Below are 25,840 nucleotides of genomic sequence, written 5' to 3'. Positions count from 1 at the left end.
CCGTGAGTGACCTGACCAGGATGACCGCGGCGCAGCTCGCCGGCCTCATCGCCGGCGGCGAGACCTCGGCCGTCGAGGTGGCCCGCGCGCACCTCGACCGCATCGCGGCCGTCGACGACCGGGTGCACGCGTTCCTGCACGTCGACGCCGAGGGCGCGCTGGAGGCCGCGCGCGCCGTCGACGCGCGCCGCGCCGCCGGGGAAGAGCTCGGTCCGCTCGCCGGCGTGCCCGTCGGGGTGAAGGACGTCGTCACCACGCGCGGCGTGCCGACCACCGCCGGGTCCAAGATCCTCGAGGGCTGGCGCCCGCCGTACGACGCCACCATCGTCGAGCGGCTGCGCGCCGCCGGCACGGTGATGCTCGGCAAGACGAACATGGACGAGTTCGCGATGGGCTCGTCGACGGAGTATTCCGCCTACGGGCCGACCAACAACCCGTGGGACCTCGGCCGCATCCCCGGCGGCTCCGGCGGCGGCAGCGCCGCGGCGCTCGCCGCCTACGAGGCGCCGCTGACGATCGGCACCGACACCGGCGGCTCGATCCGGCAGCCGGGCGCGGTGACCGGCACGGTCGGGGCGAAGCCGACGTACGGCGGGACGTCCCGCTACGGCCTCATCGCCTTCTCCTCCTCGCTCGACACCCCCGGCCCGTGCGCCCGCACGGTCGAGGACGCCGCGCTGCTGCACGCCGTGATCGCCGGGCACGACCCGCGCGACTCGACGTCGATCCCGGCGCCGGTGCCGCCGGTCGTCGAGGCGGCCCGGCTCGGCGCGACCGGCGACCTGACCGGGGTGAAGCTCGGACTGGTGACGCAGTTCGCCGGCGAGGGGGCGGAGCCGGGCGTGATGGCGGCGTTCCGGGACGCCGTGGACGCGCTGACGAAGCTCGGGGCCGAGATCGTCGAGGTCTCCTGCCCGAACTTCGAGTACGCCCTGCCCGCGTACTACCTGATCGCGCCGAGCGAGTGCTCCTCCAACCTGGCCCGCTTCGACGGCGTCCGGTTCGGCCTGCGGGTCGGCGACGACGGCGCGAAGTCGCTGGAAGAGGTCATGTCGATCACGCGGGACGCCGGCTTCGGCCCGGAGGTCAAGCGGCGGATCATGCTCGGCACGTACGCGCTCTCCAGCGGCTACTACGACGCCTACTACGGGCAGGCGCAGAAGGTGCGGACGCTGATCACCCGCGACTTCACGGCGGCGTTCGAGCAGGTGGACGCGCTGATCTCGCCGACCACGCCGTTCGTGGCGTTCCCGTTCGGGGCGCGCACCTCCGACCCGTACCAGATGTACCTGGCGGACCTGTACACGATCCCGACCAACCTGTACGGCGGTCCGGCGATCTCGGTGCCGTGCGGTCTGTCCGAGGGGCTCCCCGTCGGCCTCCAGGTCATGGCCCCCACCATGGCCGACGACCGCATGTACCGGGTGGCCTCCGCCCTGGAGTCGGCGGTCGGCACCCTCACCCCGCCCGCCCTCTAACCTGGAGCGTTGATGAGCACGACCGCGCTGCCCACGTACGACGATGTCGTCGAGCGCTACGAGCCGGTGATCGGCTTGGAGACCCACGTCGAGCTCGGCACGAACACGAAGATGTTCTGCGCCTGCCCGACCGGGTTCGGCGCAGAGCCCAACACCCAGGTCTGCCCGGTCTGCCTCGGCCTGCCCGGGTCGCTGCCGGTCGCCAACCGGGCCGCCATCGAGGCGACGATCCGGATCGGCCTCGCGCTCAACTGCTCGATCGCCGAGTGGTGCCGCTTCGCCCGGAAGAACTACTTCTATCCGGACATGCCGAAGAACTTCCAGACCAGCCAGTACGACGAGCCGCTCTGCTTCGACGGCTGGCTGGACGTCGAGGTCGACGGCGAGATGGTGCGCATCGGGATCGAGCGCGTGCACCTGGAGGAGGACACCGGCAAGACGCTGCACGTCGGCGGCGCGACCGGCCGGATCCACGGCGCGACCGAGTCGCTGGTCGACTACAACCGCGCCGGCATCCCGCTCGTCGAGATCGTCACCAAGCCGATCCCCGGCACCGGCGCGAAGGCCCCGGTCGTGGCGCGCGCGTACGTCACCGAGCTGCGCGACGTGATCCGTTCGCTCGGCGTCTCCGACGTGCGCATGGAGCAGGGCTCGCTGCGCTGCGACGTCAACACCTCGCTCAACCTCCCCGGCGAAGACTGGGGCACCCGCACCGAGACCAAGAACGTGAACTCGCTGCGCAGCGTCGAGCGGGCCGTCCGTTCGGAGATCCTGCGTCAGGCGGCGGTCCTGGACTCCGGCGGCAGGATCGTGCAGGAGACGCGGCACTTCCACGAGGACACCGGCGACACCACGTCGGGGCGTTCCAAGGAGACCGCGACCGACTACCGCTACTTCCCGGAGCCGGACCTGGTGCCGATCGCGCCGGACCCGGCGTGGGTCGCCGAGCTGAAGAGCGCGCTGCCGGAGCTGCCGCGGGTGCACCGCACGCGGCTGCAGGAGCGGTGGGGGCTGACCGACCTCGACATGCAGTCCGTGGTCAACGCCGGCGCCGTCGAGCTGATCGAGGAGACCGTCGCGGCCGGCGCGACCCCGGCGGGCGCGCGCAAGTGGTGGCTCGGTGAGCTGGCCCGGCGCGCCAACGAGACCGGGGTGGAGCTCGCGGCGGTCGGGGCCACCCCGGCGCACGTCGCCGAGCTGCAGCGGCTCGTGGACGAGGGGAAGCTCAACGACAAGCTCGCCCGCACCGTGCTGGAGGGCGTGGTGGCCGGCGAGGGCACGCCGTCCGAGATCATGGCGGCGCGGGGCCTGGAGGTCGTCTCCGACACCGGCGCGCTGACGGCCGCGGTGGACGAGGCGATCGCCGCCAACCCCGCCATCGCGGACAAGGTGCGGGACGGCAAGGTCGCCGCCGCCGGCGCGCTGGTCGGCGCGGTCATGAAGACCACGCGCGGGCAGGCGGACGCGAAGACCGTACGGGAACTGATCCTGGCCCGGCTCGGCGTCCAGGGCTGACGGCCTCCGCCGCCCGGCTGCCGCCCGCCCCGGCGCCCGCCCGCTGATGAAGCTCAGCGGGTGCGTGTCGGGGTGGGCGTCGCCACCGTCGGGCTCGGGTTGGGCAGCTTCTTCTCGTTGACCACGTGTCGTTCCAGGGTGACCTGGGAGCGCCCGGTGCCCCCGACCACGATGTCGTCGTACGCCTGCAGCGCCCGGTCCGCGCCGAAGTAGAGCACCGACATCGCCAGCGGGGTCGGCGCCTCGCCCTCCAGGCCGCGCAGCCCCGCCCCGCCGCTCGAGCCCTCGACCAGCAGCCGGGTCGGCTGCTGCCCCGGCACCTGCGCGAGCATCCGCGTCTGGCGGGCGTGGACGTGCCCGGCGAGGACCAGCGGGCAGACGCCGGAGAGCGGGCCGGCGGACTCGGGGTCGTGCACCAGCGCGATGTCCACCGGGTGGCCGGCGGAGCGGACCGTGTTGGCCAGCCGCTCACCGGCCCCGATCACCTGTTCGGCGACCGGCTTCGTCAGGCCCGACCCGGCCGGTGAGGTCTCCTTGTCGGGGGTGAAGCGGGGATCGCCGATGCCGGCGATGGTCAGCCCGGCCACGGTGGTCATCGAGTTGTTCAGCACGATCGCGTTGCGCTGGCTGGCGACGGACGCCGCGGTGCGCGCCGAGTCGTGGTTGCCGCGGATGTAGATGTAGGGGACCCGGAGCGCCCCGATCGCGCTCACGAACGAGCCCTCCGGCTCGCTGCCCCAGTCGGTGATGTCGCCGGTGTCGATCACCGCGTCGATGTTGAACTGCTCGACGATGGTGCGGATCATCTGCCACGCGGTCGGGTTGAGGTGCAGGTCGGAGACGTGCAGCACGCGCTTGGTGCCGGGCGCCGGGTCGTAGAGCGGCAGCGTCGAGACGGTCGTGTAGATCCGGCTGACGTTGCCGACCAGCCGTTGCAGCTGCTCGGCGTACATGTTGTAGTCGTTGGCGATCCGGCGTGCGTCGCCGACCACGGCCGGCGCGTTCACCAGCAGCCCCTCGTAGCGCGGCTCCTCGATCGCGCTGGTGCGCAGGGTCAGCGCGCCGATCCCCAGGCTCCCGCCCGTGATCACCAGCGAGAGCAGCCCCGACCAGGCGACCCGGCGGACGTTGCGGAAGACCAGCGCCGCCAGCAGCAGGGTGCAGAGCACGGAGAAGGCGAGGGTGCGCACGCCGAGTCGGACGATGCCGCGGGTCACGTCGTGCACCGCGGTCTCGCTCGCCCTGGCGATGCCGGCCGGATCGTCGATCAGCGCCTTGGTTCGGCGCTGGTCGAGCGTGCCGAGCTGCACGGAGAGGTGCGCCGGTCCGTCGTGACTGTCCAGCAGCAGCGAGCCCAGCGGTGGGATGACCACGTCGGTGCCGCCGGTGAGCGACGGCCGGATGGTCATCTGGGCGTTGAACGGCCCGATGTCGACCTTCGTGTGCGCGCCCAGCAGCACGCCGAGCACGACCCCGACGACGGAGACGGCGAGGACGCCCAGTGTGATCCGGGTGCGGCGGCCCGCGCGGGACCGCGCCGCCCGGCCGAGCGCGCCGCCGGCGGCGCGGACCCGTTCGCCAACGGATCGCCGGGTCCCGGCGTCCGTGTCGTCGGCTCCGGGGGCCGTGTCGTCGGCTCCGGGCGGGCGCATGTCATCGTCTTCGCGCTCAGCCATGTCGAGATCATGCCTGCCCCGTGTTGCCGGGGGGCAAACCTGACGGGCCTCCGGCGTTTCGGGGTGGATCGGCCGGGAGCCGCAGCTGAAGCGCTCAGCTCTTGCCGGCCGCGGCGCCCGCGAAGACCAGCCGGATGATCCGATCGTCGGTGGCGGTGGGGCGGCCGCGGGCGTCGTGGTTGGACGTGGTGATCCAGAGCGATCCGTCGGGGGCGGCCACGGCGGTGCGCAGCCGGCCGTACTCGTTGGTGAGCAGCGCGCGGGGCTGCCCGAGCACCCCGCCGTTCGCGGTCAGCTCGGTCAGCCAGAGCCGCTGACCGCGCAGGCACGCGGCGACCAGCAGCGGACCGACGATCGCGGCGCCGGAGCAGGAGGCCTCGCCGGTGCGCCAGACCACCAGCGGGTTGACGAACCGGCTGTCCGTGCCGTGCCCCTCGACGTCGGGCCACCCGTAGTTCTTGCCGGGTTCGATCCGGTTGATCTCGTCCCAGGTGCTCTGGCCGAACTCCGTCGCGTAGAGCCGCTTGCCGGCGTCCCACGCGATGCCCTGCACGTTGCGGTGTCCGAGCGACCAGACGAGCGAGTTGCCGAAGGGGTTGCCGGGGGCGGGCTTGCCGTCGGTGGTCATCCGCAGGATCTTGCCGCCGAGGCTGGCCCGGTCCTGCGACAGCCCGCGGTGGGAGGCGTCCCCGGTGGTCGCGTAGAGGAAGCCGTCGGGGCCGAAGGCGAGCCGGCCGCCGTTGTGGATGCCGGAGAGCGGGATGCCGGTGACGATCGGGGTGGGTTCGCCCCCGAGCGTCAGCTTCGCGACCCGGTTGTCCCGGCTCGTCGAGTAGTAGACGAAGACCGTCCTGTCGTCGGCGTACCGCGGCGACACCGCGATGCCCATCAGGCCGCCCTCGCCGGCCGCGTCGACCTCGTCGAGCGTCTGCACCACGGTGACCTTGAGCCCGTCGGTGTCCGACTCCGGCCCGACCTTCAGGATCTTCGCCGTGTCGCGTTCCGTGACCAGCGCGCCGCCGTCGGGGAGGAACGCGACCCCCCAGGGCACGCGCAGCCCGGTGGCGAGGACGGTCGCGGCGACCTGTTGGTCCGTGCCACCACCGGTGGCGCTGACCGACGGGGTGGGGAAGCTCGGCGGTTTGCCGGCCACGTCGGGCGTCGGCTCGCCGAAGGCGCAGCCGCCGACCGCGAGCGCGAGCGCCGCGCCGGCGGCGGCGCACGCGCGGGTCCGGCTGCGGCGGGGGTACGGGGGGCGGGCGCTCATCTCCGTCAGCTTAACCGTCCACGCTGTGCGGCCCCGGCCCTCACGAATTCCGTCGATTCCGCCGAACTACCGCCGGGTACTCCGGGCCGGCGCAGACTGACAGGAAACGCGCGTACACTCCCGCTGGTGTCCGCCGCCCGGATGATCGGGTGCGCGCTGTGCAGGCAATCCGGGAGGTCCACTCGTGTCTACGCCCGTGACCACGCTGGCGCTGGGTCCGTCCTGGCTGGACCCCGAGTGGTTGATCTCGACCTTCGGTCTGCTCGGCATCCTGGCCATCGTCTTCGCGGAGTCCGGGCTCCTGATCGGCTTCTTCCTGCCGGGCGACTCGCTGCTGTTCACCGCGGGTCTGCTGACCTCCGACGGGAAGATCACCTACCCGCTCTGGCTGGTCTGTCTGCTGATCACCATCGCCGCGATCGCGGGCGACCAGGTCGGCTATCTCTTCGGCAAGCGGGTCGGGCCGGCGCTGTTCCGCCGTCCCAACTCGCGCCTGTTCAAGCAGGAGAACGTCCTCAAGGCGCAGGAGTTCTTCGAGAAGTACGGCGCGCGCTCGATCGTGCTGGCCCGCTTCGTCCCCATCGTGCGGACCTTCACGCCGATCGTGGCGGGCGTCAGCAACATGCGCTATCGGACCTTCGTCGTCTACAACATCGTCGGCGGCATCCTCTGGGGCACCGGCGTGACCGTCCTCGGCTACTTCCTCGGCCAGATTCCCTTCGTGAAGCAGAACATCGAGCTGATCCTCATCGGGATCGTCGTGATCTCGGTGGTGCCGGTCGTCGTCGAGCTGCTCCGCGCCCGCGCCGGCGCCCGCCGCGACCGCACCTCCGTGTAGCCGCGCCACCGGCCGGAGCACTCTGCCGCCGCCTCCGGCCGACTCGCCGCGTTCCGGGCCGCCCGGCTACTGTCGGATCCCGTGAAGGCGTGGATTCCGCACGAGGAGGGCCGAGCGCTGCTCGGCCCGGTGCCCGGGGACGTGACGATCGAGGTCGTGCCCCGGCCGGAGCTGCTCGACGTCGATCCGCGCGGGATGCGGTTCTGGGTCCCGCCGTTCCTGACCCAGGCCGAGTCGGTGGACGTCGCCGGCAAGCTGCCGGACCTGGCGGTGGTGCAGCTCCTCTCCGCGGGCGCGGACGTCTGGGCCGGCCGGCTCCCCGCCGGGGTGCGGCTCTGCGACGCGCGCGGGGTGCACGACTCGCCCACCGCCGAATGGGTTGTCGCGGCCATCCTGTCGCACCTGCGGGCGTTCCCGGGCTTCGCGCGGGCCCAGGCCCGGCGTGCGTGGTCGTACGCGGAGTTCACGCCGACCGACGAGCTCGCCGGCAAGCGGGTGCTCATCGTCGGGGCCGGATCGATCGGGGCGGCGCTGCGCGCCCGGCTCGCGCCGTTCGAGGTCGACATCACGCTGGTGGCCCGTACGCCGCGGCCGGCCGAGGGCGTGCACGGTGTCGACGAGCTGCCGCGGCTGCTGCCGGCGGCGCAGATCGTGGTGCTGATCGTGCCGCTGACCGAGCGGACCCGCGGGATGGTCGACGCCGACTTCCTCGCCGCCATGCCGGACGGCGCGCTGCTGGTCAACGCGGCCCGCGGCCCCGTGGTGCGGACCGACGCCCTGGTCGCCGAGGTCACCAGCGGGCGGCTCGACGCCGCGCTGGACGTGACCGACCCCGAGCCGCTGCCCGCGGATCATCCGCTGTGGACGCTGCCCAACGTGCTCATCACACCGCACGTCGGCGGCTCGGTGCGTGGCCTGCTGCCGCGTGCCTACCGGCTGGTCGGCGAGCAGCTGCGCCGCTACGCGGCCGGCGAGCCGCTCATCAACGAGGTCGTCGACGGCTACTGAGCGTCGGCCGCGCCGGTGATCTGTTGGCCGCTGGCGGCGATGACCCGGGGCAGGTCCGCGGCGCGCACGGCCGGCAGCACGACGGTACGGCCGTCGGTGAGCAGCGCGGCCGCCCGCCCGCGCGGATCGGGGCCCAACTCGGCGACCTGCGACCACGGGATCCGGTGCGAACCGGCCACCGCGCGCAGCCGCAGCCCCCGGTCGTCCACATCGGTGCCCGAGCGCCACGCCCAGAGCGCGACGGCCAGCGGAACGAGCAGCACTGGCAGCAGGTACCAGCGCGCCGTCGCCAGCGGCAGCGCGCCGAAGAACGCGACGACGGCGGCCACCAGGGTCGCCTGGTGGGGCCGGAACCGGACGGGTCGGGGGCTGCTCACCCGGCCATCTTTCCATCCGCGCCGGGACCGGCTTCTCTCGCCCGGAGCAGGAAGAAATGGTGTCCGGCAAGAACACTTATGGGCGAATGGTGCCCGTCACCGGCGTGGCGTACTGTTCGTTGAGTATTCACAGGCGCGGTCTCGCTTCCCGGCCTGGCCGTCGCGTCAACGCCCTTTGTCCCCTCCATGAAGGTGGCCACGGCTGTGTCTGCGGCAGTAGCTGATCGCGATCGAGCACCGGGAGCCGCCGCCCGGGCCGTTGAGATCGCGGCACCGACGTCGGCGGGGGTGCTGCTCCTGGCGGGTTTCCTCGACCTCCTGCCGGAGATCGTCGCCGTGGCGGCCGCGACCGCGACCGTCGCGCTCGTGGTGGGCGTACGGCTGATCCGGCTCGCCCTCACGATCCGCGCCGTGTACGGCACCCGCCTCGGCACCTGCCGCGGCGCCGGGCTCCTCGGCATCGGCGTGCTGGCCGGCGGTCTGGCGGTGGCGGCGCTGCCGCTGGTCGCCCCGGCCTCCCGGGCCGGCGTCGCGGTCGGCGGGCTGGCCGTCGCGGTGCTCGCGTACCTGCTCGGCATGCTGCTGCTGCCCGGCGCCGCGACCACGGTCGCCACCCGGGTCCGGCGCGGCTTCGACGGCCTCAGCATCGGCATCACGCTCGCCTTCGCCGGCTGGCTGATGCCGCCGGCCGGTCCGATGCCGCCCGCGGCGCTCGCCGCCGCACTGATCGCCGCCGCCGGGATCTCCGTGGTGACGGTCACCGCGCTGCGGGCCGCCCGCTACCGCCCGGCCGCGCTGCTCTCCGGGTCCGGGTCGGGCGCGGCGATGACCGGGCTGGCCGCGCTGGCCATGGTCATCGCCTACGGCGGTCCACAATGGGCGATGCTGGTCGCGGCCGCGCCGCTCGTGTTCGGGCCGGTGGTCATCTCCATCGGGGCGCACCGCGCGCCGGCCGGACCGCCGCCGCCACCGACCATCGAGGCCGAGTCGCGGCTGTCGGCGTACCCGCTGCTCAGCGTCCCGGCCATGGTCGCCACCCTGGCCGCGGTCTACCACCTGGTGACGGTCGGCCACTTCGACCACACCTCGATCGTGCTGGGGCTGGCCGGCATCCCCGCCATGGTGGTGCGGGAGGTGCTCGCCGCGATGGACATCCGCGGCTACGCGCGCCGGCTCGCCCGGCAGGAGGCGCACTTCCGGTCGATGGTCTCCGGCGGCAACGACCTGACCATGGTGGTCGGGGAGGATCTGCTGGTGCGGTGGCAGTCCCCGGCCGCGGCGCGGCTGTTCGGGCTCTCCGACGCCGACGTGATCGGTCGCTCCTTCGGCGAGCTGATGCACCCCGACGACGCCGCCGACGTGACCACGCTGCTGACCGCGGTGCTGGCGCAGCGCCAGCCCGTCGCCGACGGGCGTACCCGGCTCGTGGCCGCGCGGCTGCGCGACGGGCACGGCGCCTGGCGCGATACCGAGTCCACGATCAGCGACCAGCGGGGCGTGCCCGAGGTGGGCGCGCTCGTGGTGCACATGCGCGACGTGGGCGAGCGCCGGCGGCTGGAGCGGACGCTGCACCAGCTGGCCTTCACCGACCAGCTCACCGGGCTGGCCAACCGGCGCGAGTTGATGCGCACGATCGTCACCCAGCGCGCCGTCCCCGGCCACGGCGGCGCGCTGCTCGTCATCGACCTGCACGGCATGGCCGGCATCAACGACGTACGCGGGCGGGAGGTCGGCGACGCCGTCCTGATCGAGGTCGGCCGGCGGCTGCGCGCCACGGTCGGCTCCGACGACGTCGCGGCCCGGCTCGCCGGCGACGAGTTCGCCGTGGTCACGGTCGAGGGGCCGATGCTGGCGTACGCGCTGGCCACCCGGCTGCTCACCGCGCTCACCGAGCCCTACCAGCTGCCCGGCGCGATCGTCCATCTGCACGTCAGCATCGGGCTGGCCGAGGTGAGCGGCGGTGACAGCGTCGACGACGTGCTCCGCCGCGCCGACCTCGCGCGCCGTCGGGCGCGACAGCTCGGGCGCAACCGGGTGGAGTGGTACGACGCCTTCCTGGAGGAGCAGCTCGTCCGGCGGATGGACCTCGAACGGGAGCTGCCCGGTGCGGTCGAGCGCGGCGAGCTGGACCTGGTCTACCAGCCGGTGATCGCGTTGGAGGACGGCCGGCCGGTCGGGGTGGAGGCGCTGCTGCGCTGGCGCAGTCCCATGCTCGGCACGGTGCTCCCCGCCGAGCTGCTGCCGGTCGCCGAGGACCTCGCGCTGATCGACGAGATCGGCCGGTGGGTGCGCCAGCGCGCGTGCCGGCAGCTCGCCGCGTGGTCGCGGCTCGGGCACGACCTCTGGATGGCGGTCAACGTCTCGCAGCGGGAGCTGGCCGCCCCCGACTTCGTCAGCACGGTCGCCGCCACGCTCGCCGCGCACCGGATCGCGCCCGAGCGGCTCGTCGTCGAGATCGCCGAGTCGCGGGTCGCCGCGGACGTGCCGACGGTGGTCACCCAGCTGGCCGGGCTGCGGGCGCTCGGCGTCCGCACGGCGCTGGACGACTTCGGCGCCGGTCAGGCGTCGCTGGCCCAGCTCCGACGGCTGCCGGTCGACATTCTCAAGATCGATCGGGCGCTCGTCGCCGACTCCGGCGACCGGCGGACCCCGAGCAAGCCGCTGATCGACGTCGTGGTCAGCCTGGGCCGCCGGCTCGGCCTGGAGATCCTCGCGGAGGGCCTGGAGGCGACCGCCCAGGTCGACCAGGCGCGCGAGGCGGGCTGCCGGTTCGCCCAGGGCCATGCGCTGGCCCGCCCCGCCCCCGCCGAACGCGTGGAGGCCTTCCTGGCCGAGTTCCACACCCCCTCGGTCTGACCCCCGTTGATCGCGACGACCTTGGAGTTATGGCGGTTCCGGAGCCATAACTCCAAGATCGTCGGGATCTCGGCGGCGGTCAGGCGGGGGTGTAGCCGGGCACCGGGAACGCGTCGAGGAGGTCGCGGACCTCGCCGGAGATCCGGGTCAGGGTGGCCTCGTCGTCCTTGATGGCCGCCGTGACCGCGTCGTCCATCCACGCCGCCACCTGCGGCATGTGCTCCTCGGTCAGGCCGCGCGTGGTCAGCGCGGCGGTGCCGAGCCGGATGCCGGACGGGTCGAACGGCTTGCGGGTGTCGTACGGCACGGTGTTGTAGTTGAGCTCGATGCCGGCGCGGTCCAGCGCCTGCGCGGCCGGCTTGCCGGCGACGCCCTTGCTGGTCAGATCCGCCAGGATCAGGTGGTTGTCGGTGCCGCCGGACGAGAGCTCGAAGCCCCGCTCCAGCAGCGCGGCGGCCAGCGCCTTGGCGTTGGCGACCACCTGGTGCGCGTACCGGCGGAAGTCGGCGGTCGAGGCCTCCTTCAGCGCCACCGCGATGCCGGCGGTGGTGTGGTTGTGCGGGCCGCCCTGCAGGCCGGGGAAGACCGCCTTGTCGATCGCGTTGGCGTGCTGCGCCGTACTCATGATCATGGCGCCCCGGGGGCCGCGCAGCGTCTTGTGGGTGGTGGTGGTGATGACGTCGGCGTAGCCGACCGGCGACGGGTGGGCGCCGCCGGCGATCAGCCCGGCGATGTGCGCGATGTCGGCGACCAGCACCGCGCCGACCTCCTCGGCGATCTGCGCGAAGCCGGGGAAGTCGATCGTGCGCGGCACGGCGGTGCCGCCGCAGAAAATCACCTTGGGCCGCTCGCGGAGCGCGATCTCGCGGACCTCGTCCAGGTCGATCCGGCCGGTCTCCTTGGAGACGTTGTAGCGGACCGGGTTGAACCACTTGCCGGTCGCCGAGACCGACCAGCCGTGCGTGAGGTGCCCGCCCATCGGCAGCGCCATGCCCATCACGGTGTCGCCGGGGGAGAGGAAGGCCAGGTAGACCGCGAGGTTGGCGGGGGAGCCGGAGTACGGCTGGACGTTGGCGTGGTCGACCCGGAACACCTCGCGGGCGCGCTCGACCGCGAGCGTCTCGATCGGGTCGATGAACTGCTGCCCCTCGTAGTAGCGCTTGCCCGCGTACCCCTCGGAGTACTTGTTGGTGAGCACCGTGCCGCTGGCCTCGAGCACGGCGGTCGAGACGTAGTTCTCCGAGGCGATCATCCGCAGCTTGTCGTGCTGACGGCGCGCCTCGCCCTCGATGAGCTCGGCCAGCTGCGGGTCCGTGGCGGTCAGGCTGGGAATCGGGGGTACGTGCACGAGCGTCCTCCTGGCATCTCGGCGTTGTCGGCCGGGACCGGGCCCGGCCGCACGCGGCCTGCGTGTCGACGGTGCACCCAGGCGCGCGGTGCACGGTCTGCGGTCGCTCCCCGGTGGTCTCTTCCACCTCGCTGCGCCAGTCGCGTAACCCCCCTGATCGTAGCGGGCGGCCCGGTCAGCGGGGCGGGGCGGTGCTGCCGCGGGGCTTCAGGTGGGGGGTGTCGTGCTGGTAGGCGCCGACCTGATCGCCGGCGATCACCGCGAGGAGGGCGCGGGCGGCGTGTGCGCCGTACGCCGGGATGTCGCGGCCGAGCGCGGTCAGCGAGGGGTGCACCAGCCGGCAGAGCGGGGAGTCGTCCCAGGCGACGATCGACAGGTCGCCGGGGACGGCGAGCCCCAGCTCGTGGGCGGCGGCGAGCCCGGCGATCGCCATCACGTCGTTGTCGTAGACGATCGCGGTCGGGCGCCGGGCGGCGCTGAGCAGTCGCCGGGTCGCGCGACCCCCCTGTTCGCCGGTGTAGTCGCACGCCACGGTGACCGCCTCGGACAGGCCGAGCCGGGCGCAGGCGTCGGTGAAGGCGCGGGTGCGGATCTCGGTGTGCAGCAGCTCGGGGAGGCCGCCGACCCGGGCGATCCGGCGGTGGCCGAGCGCGACCAGGTATTCGACCGCTTCGGCGAGCGCGGCCGCGTCGTCGGCCCAGACGCTGGCCAGCCCGCCGGTGTGGCCGGGCCCGCCGATCACCACGGCCGGCAGTTGCAGCTGCTCCAGCACCGGCACCCGCCGGTCGTCGATCCGCAGGTCGCACAGGAGCACGCCGTCCACCCGGCGCTCGCCCCACCACCGCCGGTAGACCGCGATCTCCGCCTCCGGGTCGGCGACCACCTGCAGCGTCAGCGCGTACGACCGCGCGGAGAGCTCCGCCTCCACGCCGCTGATCAGCTCCATGAAGAACGGCTCGAGGCCGAGGATCCGGGCCGGGCGGCGCAGCGCCAGGCCCACCGCGTTGGCGGTGGCGCCGGAGAGCGCCCGGGCGGCGCTGTTGGGGGTGAAGCCGATCTCCTCGGCGATCGCCAGGATGCGCTGCCGGGTCGCCTCGGAGACGCCGGGCTGGCCGTTCAGGGCGTACGACACGGCGCCCTTCGACACGCCGGCGCGGCGTGCGATGTCGGCGATCGTCGGCCGTTTCACCGGGGCTCCCTTGCTCGACCCGCGCTGGCGGCGGTCACGTCCGCCGCCCAACGTTACCGCCGTCGATCTCCCCGCCCGTGCCGCCGGGCGCCACGGTGCGACCCGCGCCCGGCGGGCCGGCGGTGACGGTGAGGCGCACGCACCCCGCTGCGGGACCTGACGCTCTCGGCGTGGCGCAGGTCATGGCGAAGCCGGTGGGGCCGGCCGCCCCGTAGTCCTCAACTTCGCCCGAGGCGCGCCGAATCAGGACGGCGTGCGGGCGGTCGGCGTTGCGGCTGACGCCCGGTTCGCCCCGACGCATGTCCTGAAGGAACTCCTCATGACAGTTTCCGGCCCCCGTCGTCTGCTCGCCCCGGCGATCGCCGTGCTCACCGCGCTGGCCCTGATCGGCGCCGCGTCGCCGGCGTCGGCCGCGCCGAGCTACCGGCAGATGCAGAAGCGCGCCCAGGACGCGATGAACTCGGTGGTTCCGACCGTGTGGCGCAAGGCGCTGCTGAAGGTGAACGTCTCCGGTGTCATCGGCGGCCACTCGTCGTACTCGGCCCGCAACCGCGGCATCACGATCGGCACCTACCACGCGCAGCGGCCGTGGGTGAACCTGAAGTCGGTGATGGCGCACGAGTTCGGGCACCACATCGCGTTCCACTACGGCTCGCAGCGCGTCTACGGCGCCCCGCCGGTCGGCTTCCCGCAGAAGAGCAGCTCCCAGGTCGAGACCTGGGCGGACTGCGTGGCGGTGGCGATGACCGGCAAGCGGTACCGGTACAGCAACGTGCCGCCGTGCGGCACCGCCGCGTTGGCCTGGACAAGGGCGTGGCTGAAGAAGGGCCCGACCAACCACCCCCGCACCCGCGTCTGACCGGCCCTTCCCGTACCCAAACATGATCAAGGGATCGGCGGCGGGCGACACGGGGCGTCGCGCTGCCGATCCCTTGATCAACGGGTAGCCGGGCGGGGGTTACTCCGGGACGCGGCGGTAGGCGCCGTCGCTGGCGGAGGTGGCCATCGAGGCGTACGCCCGCAGGGCCGCCGAGACCGGGCGCTGGCGGTCCACCGGGGTGTACGGGCGATCCCGCTTCTCCTGGGCGATCCGGCGCGACTGGAGCACCTCGTCCGCGACGTTGAGCTGGATCGACCGGTTCGGGATGTCGATGACGATCTCGTCGCCCTCCTCGACCAGCGCGATCGTGCCGCCGGAGGCCGCCTCGGGGGAGGCGTGCCCGATCGAGAGCCCGGAGGTGCCGCCGGAGAAGCGGCCGTCGGTGATCAGCGCGCAGGCGCGGCCGAGGCCGCGGCCCTTGAGGAACGAGGTCGGGTAGAGCATCTCCTGCATGCCCGGGCCGCCCTTCGGCCCCTCGTACCGGATCACCACGACGTCGCCGGCCACGACCCGCTTGCCGAGGATGGCCTCGACGGCCGCCTCCTGCGACTCGTAGACCTTGGCCGGACCGCGGAAGGTCAGGCACTCCTCGGGGACGCCGGCGGTCTTCACCACGCATCCGTCCGGCGCGAGGTTGCCGGTGAGGATCGCGAGGCCGCCGTCGGCGGAGTAGGCGTGCGCGATGTCGCGGATGCAGCCGCCCGCGGCGTCGGTGTCGAGCGAGGACCACCGGTTGGTGGTCGAGAACGGCTCGGTGGTGCGCACCCCGCCCGGAGCGGCGTGGAAGAGCTCGAGCGCCTCGGGGGTGGCCGCGCCGCCGCGCACGTCCCAGTCGGCCAGCCACTGGTCGAGCGAGGGGGAGTGCACCGAGTGCACGTCGCGGTGCAGCGCGCCGCCCCGGTCCAGCTCGCCGAGGATGGCCGGGATGCCGCCGGCGCGGTGCACGTCCTCCATGTGGTACTGCTGGCTGTTCGGGGCGACCTTGGCCAGGCAGGGGACGCGCCGCGAGATCGCGTCGATCTCGGCGACGCCGAAGTCCAGCTCGGCCTCGCGGGCCGCGGCGAGCAGGTGCAGCACGGTGTTGGTGGAGCCGCCCATCGCCACGTCGAGCGCGACGGCGTTCTCGAACGCGGACTTCGACGCGATCGAGCGGGGCAGCACCGACGCGTCGTCCTGCTCGTACCACCGCTTCGCGATGTCGACCACGGTCCGGCCGGCCCGGGTGAAGAGCGACCTGCGGGCGGCGTGGGTGGCGAGCGTCGAGCCGTTGCCGGGCAGCGCCAGCCCGATCGCCTCGGTGAGGCAGTTCATCGAGTTCGCGGTGAACATCCCGGAGCAGGAGCCGCAGGTCGGGCACGCGGAGCGCTCGATCGCGTCTAGCTGGTCGTCGGTCACGGCCTCGTTCGACGAGGCGATCATCGCGTCGATCAGGTCGATCTTGGAGTGCACGATCCCCTCGATCGCCACCGTCTTGCCGGCCTCCATCGGGCCGCCGGAGACGAAGACGGTCGGGATGTTGAGCCGCAGCGCGGCGAGCAGCATGCCCGGGGTGATCTTGTCGCAGTTGGAGATGCAGACCAGGGCGTCGGCGCAGTGCGCGTTGACCATGTACTCCACCGCGTCCGCGATCAGCTCCCGGCTGGGCAGCGAGTAGAGCATGCCGCCGTGGCCCATCGCGATGCCGTCGTCGACCGCGATCGTGTTGAACTCCCGCCCGACGCCGCCGGCCTCGGCCACCGCGTCGGCGACGAGGCCACCGAGGTCCTTGAGGTGCACATGCCCGGGTACGAACTGGGTGAAGCTGTTGGCGATCGCGACGATCGGCTTGCCGAAATCGTCGTCGGTCATCCCGGTGGCCCGCCACAGGGCCCGGGCGCCGGCCATCATCCGGCCGTGCGTGGAGGTCTTCGACCGCAGCTCAGGCATGTGTCCAGTGTTGCACCGGCCGGGCCGCAACGGCGTCTCCGACGCCTGCGGCGTCCACCACTCGGGACATCGACCGAGGTGAAGTTTCTGCATTTCCGTGTCACCCCGTCTCCCGTGCCGGGTCCGGATCCGGCACAGTTAGCGCGTGCGACTCGTCTCGGCCCCGGCGGCCGTCGCGGTGGGTAGTTCCGCGGCGGCGGCGCTCGGCGTCCTGATGTTGATCGTCCCTCCCCGGACCGGGCGCCCCGGCGGGGCCGCCGCGCAGCGGTTCTTCGCCGCGGGCGCGCTGCTCGTGACGCTGAGCACGATCGCCGGGCTGGCCGGGACGGCCGCCCTGGCGCCGCGCTGGACCCAGCACGACCGGATGCTGCTCGCCTCGGTCGTCGCGGTCGGATTCGGGCTGGGCGCGCTGGTGCTCTCGCTGGCGCTGCTGGCGCTGCCGGGGGTGACCCGTAACTCCGGCTGTGTTCTGCGCCACCTTCTCGACGCGCTGGTGATCGCCGCCGCGCTCTGGTTCGTCGTCTGGGTCCTGGTGTCGCGTCCCACGAGGCTGCTCGGTGACGCGACACCGGCCGCGTGCCCGGCGCTCCTGGTGCCGGGCGTCGTCGCCGCGGTCGCGATCGGCGTCGCCGCGGTCGTCGGGATGCGCTGCTCCGGTCCGCGCCACCGGCTGCTGCTGCTCGGCGGCGGGGTGGTCTGGGTGGCGCTGGCCGGCGTCGGCCTCGGCCTCGGGATCTGCCGGGGACGGGAGCCGGTCGCGCTCGGGGCCGCCGCCGCGACCGGGGTCGGGTTGCTCGTCGTCGCGGTCGCGCGGCGCGCCCCGCGCGGCGACGGTGGGTTCGACGGCGACGTGATCCGGCGCGGCACCGCGTACGCCTTCGTGCCGATGATCGCGATGGCCGTGGCCGGGATGTACCACGTGCTGCGCGAGGGCGAGTTCACCGCCGTCGGCATCGCGGCCGGCAGCGTCGAGGGGTTCGCCCTGGTCGCCCGGCAGTACCTGGCCCTGCTCGACGTCCGGGCCTACGCCCGCCGGCTCGCCGAGCGCGAGGCGCACTTCCGGAGGCTGGCGCACACGGATCCGCTGACGGGGCTCGCCAACCGTCGGGCGCTGCTGAACGAGCTGGAGCGGGCCACCGCGGCCGGCTCGCCGTGCGTGCTGGTCACGCTGGACCTGGACGGCTTCAAGACGGTCAACGACATGCGCGGCCACGACGTCGGCGACGCGGTGCTCACCGAGGTCGGGCGGCGGTTGCGGGCCGAGCCGCGCCCGGGTGACGTGACGGCCCGGCTGGGCGGGGACGAGTTCGCCGTCCTGCTCAACGGCGCCACGCCGGCCGAGGCGCAGCGGACCGCCGACGGGCTGCTCGCGGTGCTCAGCGCGCCGTATCCCGCGGCGGGCGGGCCGGAGGTGCGGCTGTCGGTGAGCGTCGGGATGGCGTACTCGGCGGGGACGCCGGACGTGCCGACGCTGCTGCGCAACGCCGACCTGGCGTTGCGCTACGCCAAGCAGCGCGGCAAGAACCGGGTCGAGCAGTACGACAGCGAGTACGACCAGCAGTGGCGGCGCCGCACCACGATCGAGCACGAGCTACGCGGCGCGGTGGAGCGCGGAGAGCTGCACCTGGCGTTCCAGCCGGTGGTGGCGGTGCCCTCGGTGCGGCCGGTCGGCGCGGAGGCGCTGCTGCGCTGGCGTCACCCCGAGCTGGGGTACGTACGGCCCGACGAGTTCATCCCGCTGGCGGAGCAATCCGGACAGATCGCAACATTGGGCGCGTGGGTGCTCGACGAGGCCTGCCGGCAGCTGTCGCTGTGGCTGGCCGACGGGCACGACGTGTGGGTCTCGGTCAACGTCTCCCCGCTGGAGCTGCACGCCCCGGAGTACGCGCTCCGGGTCGCCGAGGCGCTGCGCGCCCACCAGGTGCCGCCGCAGCGGCTGGTGCTGGAGGTCACCGAGCACGCCGTCGCGACCGATCTCGACGAGCTGATCCGGCGGCTGCGCGCGCTGCGCGCCACCGGCGTCCGCATCGCGCTGGACGACTTCGGCGCCGGCTACTCGTCCCTCGGGCAGCTGCGCAACCTGCCGATCGACATTCTCAAGATCGACCACAGCCTCGTAGCCGAGCAGGAGCCGGCGACGGCGCCGGCGCCCGGCCGCCGGGCGTTCGCCCCGATGGTGGACATCGTGATGCGCCTCGGCCACCAGTTGGGGCTGGAGGTCATCGCGGAGGGGGTGACGAACCAGGCGGAGCTGGCCGTCGTGGTGGAGGCGGGCTGCCGGTTCGGCCAGGGCGCGCTGTTCGGCTGGGGCGTGCCGGCCGAGCATCTGGAGGCGATGCTGGACGCGGCGACCTCGCTGCGCCCGGCCCAGATCCCGGCGCCCCGGCCGCGACGCCGGGCGCTGCCCGCCGCGCCGTCGCCCGTGGCCGACTGCACGGTCCCGCCGCAGGTCGAGGACCAGATGCCGGCCAGGCACGCCCAACATATGGGATCAGTTGACTCAGCGCGTGAGATGCGTCAGGCTTAGCCACATGTCGCCGACTAGGTCGTCTCGAGTACTTATCTGAGCGCACTCTCCCGCTGCGAGAGTGCGCTGGCCCCGTGCATCTGCACGAGGGCCGTTTTTATTGCCAGCGTTTCCCGCCCGCCGAGCGGATATCACCCCGCTCCACGCCGACCTCACCGAGACCGCCGACCCGAGCCGAAGGCCTGAATCGCCATGACGAGACCGACGCCCACGCCAGAGACCCTCGCCCACCGCGCCCATGCCGGGACCCCGGCCGCGCCCGCCGTCACCCCGGTAGCGCCGACCGGCCCGATCCGGACCTCCGGCGCGGGGTCCCTCGTCAAGTCGCTCGAGGCGCTCGGCGTCGACGTCGTCTTCGGCATCCCCGGCGGCGCGATCCTGCCGGCGTACGACCCGCTCTACGACTCGACCGTGCGGCACGTCCTGGTCCGCCACGAGCAGGGCGGCGGCCACGCCGCCACCGGGTACGCCCAGGCCACCGGCCGGGTCGGCGTCTGCATGGCGACCTCCGGCCCGGGCGCGACGAACCTGGTCACGCCGATCGCCGACGCGTACATGGACTCGGTGCCGATCGTCGCGATCACCGGCCAGGTCGCGAAGCCGGCGATCGGCACGGACGCCTTCCAGGAGGCGGACATCCAGGGGATCACCCTGCCGATCACCAAGCACAACTACCTCGTCCAGACCGCCGAGGAGATCCCGCGGATCCTCGCCGAGGCGTTCCACCTGGCCGCCACCGGCCGTCCCGGCCCGGTCCTGGTCGACATCCCCAAGGACGTGCTGCAGGCCGAGACCACGTTCAGCTGGCCGCCCACGCTCGACCTGCCCGGCTACCGGCCGACCCTGCACCCGCACGGCAAGCAGATCCGGGAGGCGGCGCGGCTGATGACCACCGCGCGCCGGCCGGTGCTCTACGTCGGCGGCGGCGTCCTGAAGGCCGGCGCCACGGAGGGGCTGCGCAAGCTCGCGGAGCTGACCGGCATCCCGGTGGTGACCACGCTGATGGCGCGCGGCGCGTTCCCCGACTCGCACCCGCAGCACCTGGGCATGCCCGGCATGCACGGCACCGTCGCCGCCGTCTACGGCCTGCAGCGCTCCGACCTGATCGTGGCGCTCGGGGCGCGCTTCGACGACCGGGTGACCGGCAAGCTCGACTCGTTCGCGCCGGGCGCGGCGATCGTGCATGCCGACATCGACCCGGCGGAGATCGGCAAGAACCGCGCCGCGGACGTGCCGATCGTCGGCGATGCCCGGCACGTGATCGACGAGTTGATCTCCGCCATCGAGGCGATCGGACGCGGTGAGGGCGGCGAGGCCCGCACCGCCGACCGTACGGAGTGGTGGGCGCAGCTCGACGACCTGCGCAAGCGGTACCCGCTCGGCTACGACGAGCCGGTCGACGGCACGCTGGCACCGCAGTACGTGATCGAGCGGCTCGGCAGGATCGCCGGCCCGGACGCGATCTACGTGGCCGGGGTGGGGCAGCACCAGATGTGGGCCTCGCAGTTCGTCTCGTACGAGAAGCCGTACACCTGGTTGAACTCGGGTGGCCTGGGCACGATGGGCTACGCGGTGCCGGCGGCGATGGGCGCCAAGGCCGGCCGGCCGGACGCCACGGTGTGGGCGATCGACGGTGACGGCTGCTTCCAGATGACCAACCAGGAGTTGGCCACCTGCGCGCTGGAGGGGATCCCGATCAAGGTCGCCGTGATCAACAACGGCAACCTGGGCATGGTCCGGCAGTGGCAGACCCTCTTCTACGGGGAGCGCTACTCCAACACCGATCTCGGCACCCACAAGCACCGCATCCCGGACTTCGTGAAGCTCGCGGAGGCGCTCGGCTGCGTCGGGCTGCGCTGCGAGAACGCCGCCGACGTCGACAAGACGATCGAGGCGGCGATGGCGATCAACGACGCCCCGGTGGTGGTCGAGTTCGTGGTCGGCAAGGACGCGATGGTGTGGCCGATGGTCGCGGCCGGCACCAGCAACGACGAGATCATGTTCGCCCGGGGCGTGCGCCCCGCCTTCGACGAGGACGACATCTGATGACGACGCACACCTTGTCCGTGCTGGTCGAGAACAAGCCGGGTGTGCTGGCCCGGGTGTCGGGCCTCTTCTCCCGCCGCAGCTTCAACATCGACTCGCTCGCGGTGGGCGAGACGGAGAACCCGGAGGTCTCCCGGATCACCATCGTGGTCAACGCCGAGGAGTCGCCGCTGGAGCAGGTCACGAAGCAGCTCAACAAGCTGGTGAACGTGCTCAAGATCGTCGAGCTGGACCCGGGCGTGTCGGTGTCGCGGGAGCTGCTGCTGGTCAAGGTGCGGGCCGACCGGACGATGCGGTCGCAGGTGCTGGAGACGGTGAACCTGTTCCGGGCCCGCGTCGTCGACGTCGCCCCGGAGACGTTGACCATCGAGGCGACGGGTACCCCCGACAAGCTCGACGCGCTGCTGCGCGACCTCGAACCGTACGGAATCAAGGAAATGGTGCAGTCAGGCCTCGTCGCCATCGGTCGCGGCTCGCGCTCGATCACGACCGGGTCGGCGCTGCGTGCCGCCTGATCACGAACAGGCCGGCAGACAGTGCCGCGCAACCCAACGCCCGCGGCACTGTGTGCCGCACAACGACGGCGGCCGGGGTGGCCGTCGCAGGAAAGGGAAGTCATGACCGCTGAGGTGTTCTACGACGACGACGCCGACCTCGCCATCATCCAGGGCAAGAAGGTCGCGGTGCTCGGCTACGGCAGCCAGGGCCACGCGCACTCGCTCTCGCTGCGCGACTCCGGCGTCGAGGTCGTGATCGGCCTGCCGGAGGGCTCGAAGAGCCGCGCGAAGGCGGAGGAGCAGGGGCTGCGGGTGCTGACGCCGGCCGAGGCGTCCGCCTGGGCCGACGTGATCATGGTGCTCGCGCCGGACACCGCGCAGCGCTCGCTCTACGCCGAGGCGATCGCGCCGAACCTCACCGCCGGCAAGGCCCTGTTCTTCGGGCACGGCCTCAACATCCGGTACGGCCTCATCCAGCCCCCGGCCGACGTCGACGTCGCGATGGTGGCGCCGAAGGGCCCGGGTCACCTGGTCCGCCGCCAGTACGTCGACGGCAAGGGCGTGCCGGCGCTGGTCGCGGTCGAGCAGGACGCCAGCGGCAACGCGCTCGCGCTGGCCCTGTCGTACGCGAAGGGCATCGGCGGCACCCGGGCCGGCGTCATCAGGACCACGTTCAAGGAGGAGACCGAGACGGATCTCTTCGGCGAGCAGGCAGTGCTCTGCGGCGGCGCCGCGGCGCTGGTGCAGACCGGGTTCGAGGTGCTCACCGAGGCGGGCTACGCCCCGGAGATCGCGTACTTCGAGTGCCTGCACGAGCTGAAGCTGATCGTGGACCTGATGTACGAGGGCGGCATCCAGCGGATGCGCTACAGCATCTCCGACACCGCCGAGTTCGGCGACTACACCCGCGGCCCGCGCGTCGTCGACGCCCGGACCAAGGAGGAGATGCGCAAGATCCTGGCCGAGATCCAGTCGGGCCAGTTCACCCGCGAGCTCATCGAGGATGACGAGGCGGGCCGGCCGGCGCTGACCAAGTTCCGCGAGCAGGGCGCCGCGCACCCGATCGAGCAGACCGGCAAGAAGCTGCGCGACATGATGAGCTGGGTCGACCGCCCGATCACCGAGACCGCCTGACGGTCGTACCGCTACGGCGTCCGGGGTGCGTGCATCGCGCCCCGGACGCCTTTTTTCGCGGCGCGGAATCGCATTGCCGGGCCGGCCGTGCAACGTGGTTTTAACGCGCGTAATGGGCGATTAATGGTGTGCTCGGGTAGTGTCCGGGCCATGCGTCTGGAGCACTCGTACCGCACCGAACGCTTCGGTGCCGTTCGCATCCATGAGCTTCAGCGCGTGATCGAGCTGGACTCCGGCGCTGGTGCGGGGGATTCCGGAAGCGACGCAATACCGCAGGACGCGCTCCGCGCCATCGAGCGCGAATTGGTAATCGTCATTCCGTGCATGAATGAGACACGCAGGGTGATTGAAGGCGTCCTCTCGGGGATTCCGCACGACTGTCTGATCGTCCTGGTCTCGAACAGCGACCGCTATCCGGTGGACCGCTATGAGATCGAGGCGCAGACGGTGGAGCAGTTCTGCCGGCTGGCCGGCCGCCCCGCGATCACCGTGCACCAGCGCGATCCGGGGCTGGCCGCCGCGATGAAGGCCGCCGGCATGCCGGAGCTCATCGACGACGACGGGCTGGTCCGCCGGGGCAAGGGTGAGGCGATGCTGATCGGCATGGCGCTCGCCGCGCTGACCGGCCGCCGGTACGTCGGCTACGTCGACGCCGACAACTACGTGCCGGGCGCGGTGCACGAATACTGCAAGGTGTACGCGGCCGGCCTGCACCTGGCGGACAGTCCGTACGCGATGGTGCGGATCTCCTGGCACTCCAAGCCGAAGGTCCGCGACGGGCGTCTGTTCTTCAGCCGGCGGGGCCGCAGCTCGGAGATCACCAACGCGTTCCTCAACCGGCTCGTCGCCGAGTACTCCGGCTTCGGCACCGACGTGATCGCCACCGGCAACGCCGGGGAACACGCGCTCAGCCTCGCGCTCGGGATGCGACTGCGACTGGCCGGCGGCTTCGCGGTGGAGCCCTTCCACTACGTCGATCTCTTCGAGCAGTTCGGCGGGGTGCTGGAGAGCGCGCACCCCGAGGTGATGGCGAGTTCGGTGCCCGTGCTGCAGGTGGAGACCCGCAACCCGCACTTCCACGAGAACAAGGGCGAGGATCACGTACGCGGGATGCGCACCCAGGCGCTGAACGTGGTCTACCACTCGCCGGTGGCGCTGCCGGCGGTGCGGAGCGCGATCGTCGATTTCCTGACCGGGCAGGGGGCGTTGTCGGCGTCCGCCGAGCCGCCCCGCGAGCGGATCTATCCGCCGGTCGGGTCGCTCGCGTTCGATCTGCTCTTCGACGCGCTTCCCGAGGCGGAGACGTTCCGCGAGATCGGCGCGGGCGCGCTGGCCGCCCGTCCCGCCTAGCACTCGTCCCGCGATGCGGGAGATTGCGGCGTTCGGACGGCGATCAACAGGTGTGACGGCGGCCATGAGAGGGCCGGTCGGCACGCGGACGAACGGTGGTTAAGTCCGGTCTGTGAGGGCACTCACGCGGGGGGTCGGGAGCGCGGTACCGGCGGCGGCGAATACGATCGGCGGGTAGGCAGCAGCCGCACCGCCGGGACCACCGGGTGGGGGAGCGTAGGGCGCAGAGCGGCGCCCACTTGCGCCGCAGACACTCGCCACAGACCACTGCGAGGACCGATGAATCCTGTCGTACTGATCGCCGAAGAGCTCGCCCCCGCCGCCATCGACGTGCTCGCGCACGACTTCGACGTTCGTCACGTCGACGGCACCGACCGTCCGGCCCTGCTCGCCGCGCTGGCCGAGGCCGACGCGGTCATCGTGCGCAGCGCCACCCAGATCGACGCCGAGGCGATCGCGGCCGCCCCGCGGCTGAAGGTCGTCGCGCGCGCCGGCGTCGGCCTCGACAACGTCGAGGTCCCCGCCGCCACCGCGCGTGGCGTAATGGTGGTCAACGCCCCGACCTCCAACATCGTCTCCGCCGCCGAGCAGGCGGTCGCGCTGCTGCTCGCCGTCGCCCGCAACACCGCCAGCGCGAGCGCCGCGCTCAAGGCCGGCGAGTGGAAGCGCTCGAAGTACACCGGCGTGGAGCTCCAGGGCAAGACCGTCGGCGTCGTCGGGCTCGGCCGGATCGGCGTGCTCTTCGCGCAGCGCATCGCCGCCTTCGGCACCCGTCTGATCGCGTACGACCCGTACGTGCAGCCGGCCCGCGCGGCCCAGCTCGGCGTGCGCCTCGTCGGCCTGGAGGAGCTGCTGCGCGAGGCCGACTTCATCTCCATCCACCTGCCGAAGACGCCGGAGACCGTCGGCCTGATCGGCGCCAAGGAGCTGGCGATCGTCAAGCCGGGTGTGCGGATCATCAACGCCGCGCGCGGTGGCCTCGTCGACGAGCAGGCCCTGGCGGACGCGATCGCCGAGGGCCGGGTCGCCGGTGCCGGCATCGACGTGTACGCGAAGGAGCCCTGCACCGCCTCGCCGCTGTTCGTCTTCGACAACGTGGTCGCCACGCCGCACCTGGGCGCCTCCACGAACGAGGCGCAGGACAAGGCCGGCCTCGCGGTCGCCAAGAGCGTCAAACTCGCGCTGCAGGGCGAGTTCGTGCCGGACGCGGTCAACGTCCAGGCCGGCGGCGTGGTCGCCGAGGACGTGCGGCCGCTGCTGCCGCTCGCCGAGAAGCTCGGCAAGGTCTTCACCGCCGTCGCCGGTGGGGTCGCCGCCAGCGTGACCGTCGAGGTGCGCGGCGAGATCGTCGCCAACGACGTCTCCGTGCTGAAGCTCGCCGCCACCAAGGGGCTGTTCGCCTCCGTGGTCGAGGAGCAGGTCACCTACGTCAACGCGCCGCACCTCGCCGCCGACCGGGGGGTCGAGGTGGAGCTGGTCACGCACGCCGACACGACCGACCACCCCAACCTGGTCACGCTGCGGGGCGCGCTGCCCGACGGGCGCACGGTCAGCGTCTCCGGCACCGTCGTCAACACCGGCGCCCGGGAGGCCGTCCGGCTCACCGAGGTCGACGGCTTCGACCTGGAGCTCGGCGCCGAGGGCATCCTGCTGTTCTTCCGGTACGCCGACCGCCCCGGCGTCGTCGGCACCGTCGGGTCGATCCTCGGCGAGACCGGCGTGAACATCGCCGCCATGCAGGTGGCCCGTCGGGAGGCCGGCGGTGAGGCGCTGATGACGCTGACGGTGGACTCGGCGATCGCGGTGGAGCTGCTGACGTCGGCGGCCGACGCGATCGGCGCGGTCGCGGCCAGCGCCGCGGACCTGCGCGAGGAGTAGCCGACACGTTCGCGGGAGGGCTCCGCGTCGACCGCTCCGGCGGCCGGCGC

18 protein-coding genes and 1 riboswitch are annotated in these 25,840 nt (G+C 72.7%); of the genes, 12 read left to right on the top strand and 6 right to left on the bottom strand.

Annotation, left to right across the window (positions count from 1 at the left end; genetic code table 11):
- Window positions 1-2 precede the first annotated feature (2 nt).
- Together gatA and gatB are read left to right on the top strand one after the other, a co-directional pair.
- Window positions 3-1,478 carry an Asp-tRNA(Asn)/Glu-tRNA(Gln) amidotransferase subunit GatA gene (gene gatA / locus BLW47_RS09410; RefSeq protein ID WP_091554504.1) on the top strand — a complete coding sequence of 492 codons (1,476 nt, stop codon included), beginning with the start codon at window positions 3-5 and terminating at the stop codon, window positions 1,476-1,478.
- 12 nt (window positions 1,479-1,490) lie between these two features.
- On the top strand, window positions 1,491-2,993 hold the full coding sequence (gene gatB, locus BLW47_RS09405; RefSeq protein ID WP_091554502.1) for an Asp-tRNA(Asn)/Glu-tRNA(Gln) amidotransferase subunit GatB: 1,503 nt from the start codon (window positions 1,491-1,493) through the stop codon (window positions 2,991-2,993).
- Window positions 2,994-3,046: 53 nt separating this feature from the next.
- On the opposite strand, the gene BLW47_RS09400 is transcribed toward gatB, so the two are convergent.
- Window positions 3,047-4,669 (bottom strand): metallophosphoesterase family protein, encoded by a 1,623-nt coding sequence (locus tag BLW47_RS09400; protein ID WP_245736547.1) that lies wholly within the window; start codon window positions 4,667-4,669, stop codon window positions 3,047-3,049.
- A gap of 94 nt (window positions 4,670-4,763) precedes the next feature.
- Window positions 4,764-5,936 carry a PQQ-dependent sugar dehydrogenase gene (locus BLW47_RS09395; protein ID WP_091554497.1) on the bottom strand — a complete coding sequence of 391 codons (1,173 nt, stop codon included), beginning with the start codon at window positions 5,934-5,936 and terminating at the stop codon, window positions 4,764-4,766.
- A gap of 184 nt (window positions 5,937-6,120) precedes the next feature.
- Between BLW47_RS09395 and BLW47_RS09390 the strand changes: the two genes are divergently transcribed.
- Together BLW47_RS09390 and BLW47_RS09385 are read left to right on the top strand one after the other, a co-directional pair.
- Window positions 6,121-6,774: a DedA family protein gene (locus BLW47_RS09390; RefSeq protein ID WP_091554495.1), complete on the top strand. Its 654-nt coding sequence runs from the start codon at window positions 6,121-6,123 to the stop codon at window positions 6,772-6,774.
- Window positions 6,775-6,855: 81 nt separating this feature from the next.
- Window positions 6,856-7,782 (top strand): 2-hydroxyacid dehydrogenase, encoded by a 927-nt coding sequence (locus BLW47_RS09385; protein WP_091554493.1) that lies wholly within the window; start codon window positions 6,856-6,858, stop codon window positions 7,780-7,782.
- Here the strand turns inward: BLW47_RS09385 and BLW47_RS09380 are convergent.
- Complete coding sequence (locus tag BLW47_RS09380) at window positions 7,776-8,159, bottom strand: PH domain-containing protein (RefSeq protein ID WP_091554490.1); 384 nt, start codon at window positions 8,157-8,159, stop codon at window positions 7,776-7,778. The genes BLW47_RS09385 and BLW47_RS09380 overlap by 7 nt on opposite strands.
- 288 nt (window positions 8,160-8,447) lie before the next feature.
- Between BLW47_RS09380 and BLW47_RS09375 the strand changes: the two genes are divergently transcribed.
- Window positions 8,448-11,015, top strand: a complete 2,568-nt coding sequence (locus BLW47_RS09375; RefSeq protein ID WP_245736546.1) for a putative bifunctional diguanylate cyclase/phosphodiesterase — start codon at window positions 8,448-8,450, stop codon at window positions 11,013-11,015.
- 79 nt (window positions 11,016-11,094) lie between these two features.
- On the opposite strand, the gene BLW47_RS09370 is transcribed toward BLW47_RS09375, so the two are convergent.
- Together BLW47_RS09370 and BLW47_RS09365 are read right to left on the bottom strand one after the other, a co-directional pair.
- Complete coding sequence (locus BLW47_RS09370) at window positions 11,095-12,363, bottom strand: serine hydroxymethyltransferase (protein ID WP_091554486.1); 1,269 nt, start codon at window positions 12,361-12,363, stop codon at window positions 11,095-11,097.
- Window positions 12,364-12,431: 68 nt separating this feature from the next.
- Window positions 12,432-12,517: riboswitch (ZMP/ZTP riboswitch) on the bottom strand.
- Between the two features lie 21 nt (window positions 12,518-12,538).
- Window positions 12,539-13,552 carry a LacI family DNA-binding transcriptional regulator gene (locus BLW47_RS09365; RefSeq protein ID WP_091554484.1) on the bottom strand — a complete coding sequence of 338 codons (1,014 nt, stop codon included), beginning with the start codon at window positions 13,550-13,552 and terminating at the stop codon, window positions 12,539-12,541.
- 319 nt (window positions 13,553-13,871) lie between these two features.
- Between BLW47_RS09365 and BLW47_RS09360 the strand changes: the two genes are divergently transcribed.
- The gene (locus BLW47_RS09360; RefSeq protein WP_139307203.1) at window positions 13,872-14,411 is read left to right on the top strand and encodes a hypothetical protein; all 540 of its coding nucleotides are present in this window, start codon (window positions 13,872-13,874) and stop codon (window positions 14,409-14,411) included.
- 99 nt (window positions 14,412-14,510) lie between these two features.
- Here the strand turns inward: BLW47_RS09360 and ilvD are convergent, their stop codons facing one another.
- Window positions 14,511-16,358, bottom strand: a complete 1,848-nt coding sequence (gene ilvD, locus BLW47_RS09355; RefSeq protein ID WP_091554480.1) for a dihydroxy-acid dehydratase — start codon at window positions 16,356-16,358, stop codon at window positions 14,511-14,513.
- Window positions 16,359-16,572: 214 nt separating this feature from the next.
- Here ilvD and BLW47_RS09350 point away from each other — a divergent pair, with 214 nt between their 5' ends.
- The 6 genes from BLW47_RS09350 (at window position 16,573) to serA (ending at window position 25,790) form a co-directional block, all read left to right on the top strand.
- Window positions 16,573-18,885 (top strand): putative bifunctional diguanylate cyclase/phosphodiesterase, encoded by a 2,313-nt coding sequence (locus tag BLW47_RS09350; RefSeq protein ID WP_091554685.1) that lies wholly within the window; start codon window positions 16,573-16,575, stop codon window positions 18,883-18,885.
- A 192-nt stretch (window positions 18,886-19,077) separates the two neighbouring features.
- Window positions 19,078-20,931, top strand: coding sequence for an acetolactate synthase large subunit (locus BLW47_RS09345; protein WP_091554478.1), 1,854 nt, complete (start codon window positions 19,078-19,080; stop codon window positions 20,929-20,931).
- Entirely contained in the window at window positions 20,931-21,446 is a 516-nt protein-coding gene (ilvN, locus tag BLW47_RS09340) for an acetolactate synthase small subunit (RefSeq protein WP_091554475.1), read from the top strand. The genes BLW47_RS09345 and ilvN overlap by 1 nt, the downstream gene beginning before the upstream one ends.
- 102 nt (window positions 21,447-21,548) lie before the next feature.
- Complete coding sequence (gene ilvC, locus BLW47_RS09335; protein WP_091554472.1) at window positions 21,549-22,562, top strand: ketol-acid reductoisomerase; 1,014 nt, start codon at window positions 21,549-21,551, stop codon at window positions 22,560-22,562.
- A 123-nt stretch (window positions 22,563-22,685) separates the two neighbouring features.
- Entirely contained in the window at window positions 22,686-23,912 is a 1,227-nt protein-coding gene (gene mpgS / locus BLW47_RS09330; RefSeq protein ID WP_342709068.1) for a mannosyl-3-phosphoglycerate synthase, read from the top strand.
- Between the two features lie 279 nt (window positions 23,913-24,191).
- Window positions 24,192-25,790 (top strand): phosphoglycerate dehydrogenase, encoded by a 1,599-nt coding sequence (serA, locus tag BLW47_RS09325; RefSeq protein WP_091554468.1) that lies wholly within the window; start codon window positions 24,192-24,194, stop codon window positions 25,788-25,790.
- Window positions 25,791-25,840 lie beyond the last annotated feature (50 nt).

The sequence above is a fragment of the Micromonospora pattaloongensis genome (assembly GCF_900107255.1).
Classification (GTDB): Bacteria; Actinomycetota; Actinomycetes; order Mycobacteriales; family Micromonosporaceae; genus Micromonospora_I; species Micromonospora_I pattaloongensis.
This window is presented reverse-complemented; position numbering and strand designations above follow the sequence as displayed.

Coding starts and splice junctions, on each gene's coding strand:
- gatB (WP_091554502.1), top strand. CDS start 1,491: ATGAGCACGACCGCGCTGCCCACGTACGACGATGTCGTCGAGCGCTAC.
- BLW47_RS09400 (WP_245736547.1), bottom strand. CDS start 4,669: ATGGCTGAGCGCGAAGACGATGACATGCGCCCGCCCGGAGCCGACGAC.
- BLW47_RS09395 (WP_091554497.1), bottom strand. CDS start 5,936: ATGAGCGCCCGCCCCCCGTACCCCCGCCGCAGCCGGACCCGCGCGTGC.
- BLW47_RS09360 (WP_139307203.1), top strand. CDS start 13,872: ATGACAGTTTCCGGCCCCCGTCGTCTGCTCGCCCCGGCGATCGCCGTG.
- ilvD (WP_091554480.1), bottom strand. CDS start 16,358: ATGCCTGAGCTGCGGTCGAAGACCTCCACGCACGGCCGGATGATGGCC.
- BLW47_RS09350 (WP_091554685.1), top strand. CDS start 16,573: ATGTTGATCGTCCCTCCCCGGACCGGGCGCCCCGGCGGGGCCGCCGCG.
- BLW47_RS09345 (WP_091554478.1), top strand. CDS start 19,078: ATGACGAGACCGACGCCCACGCCAGAGACCCTCGCCCACCGCGCCCAT.
- ilvN (WP_091554475.1), top strand. CDS start 20,931: ATGACGACGCACACCTTGTCCGTGCTGGTCGAGAACAAGCCGGGTGTG.
- ilvC (WP_091554472.1), top strand. CDS start 21,549: ATGACCGCTGAGGTGTTCTACGACGACGACGCCGACCTCGCCATCATC.
- mpgS (WP_342709068.1), top strand. CDS start 22,686: ATGGTGTGCTCGGGTAGTGTCCGGGCCATGCGTCTGGAGCACTCGTAC.
- serA (WP_091554468.1), top strand. CDS start 24,192: ATGAATCCTGTCGTACTGATCGCCGAAGAGCTCGCCCCCGCCGCCATC.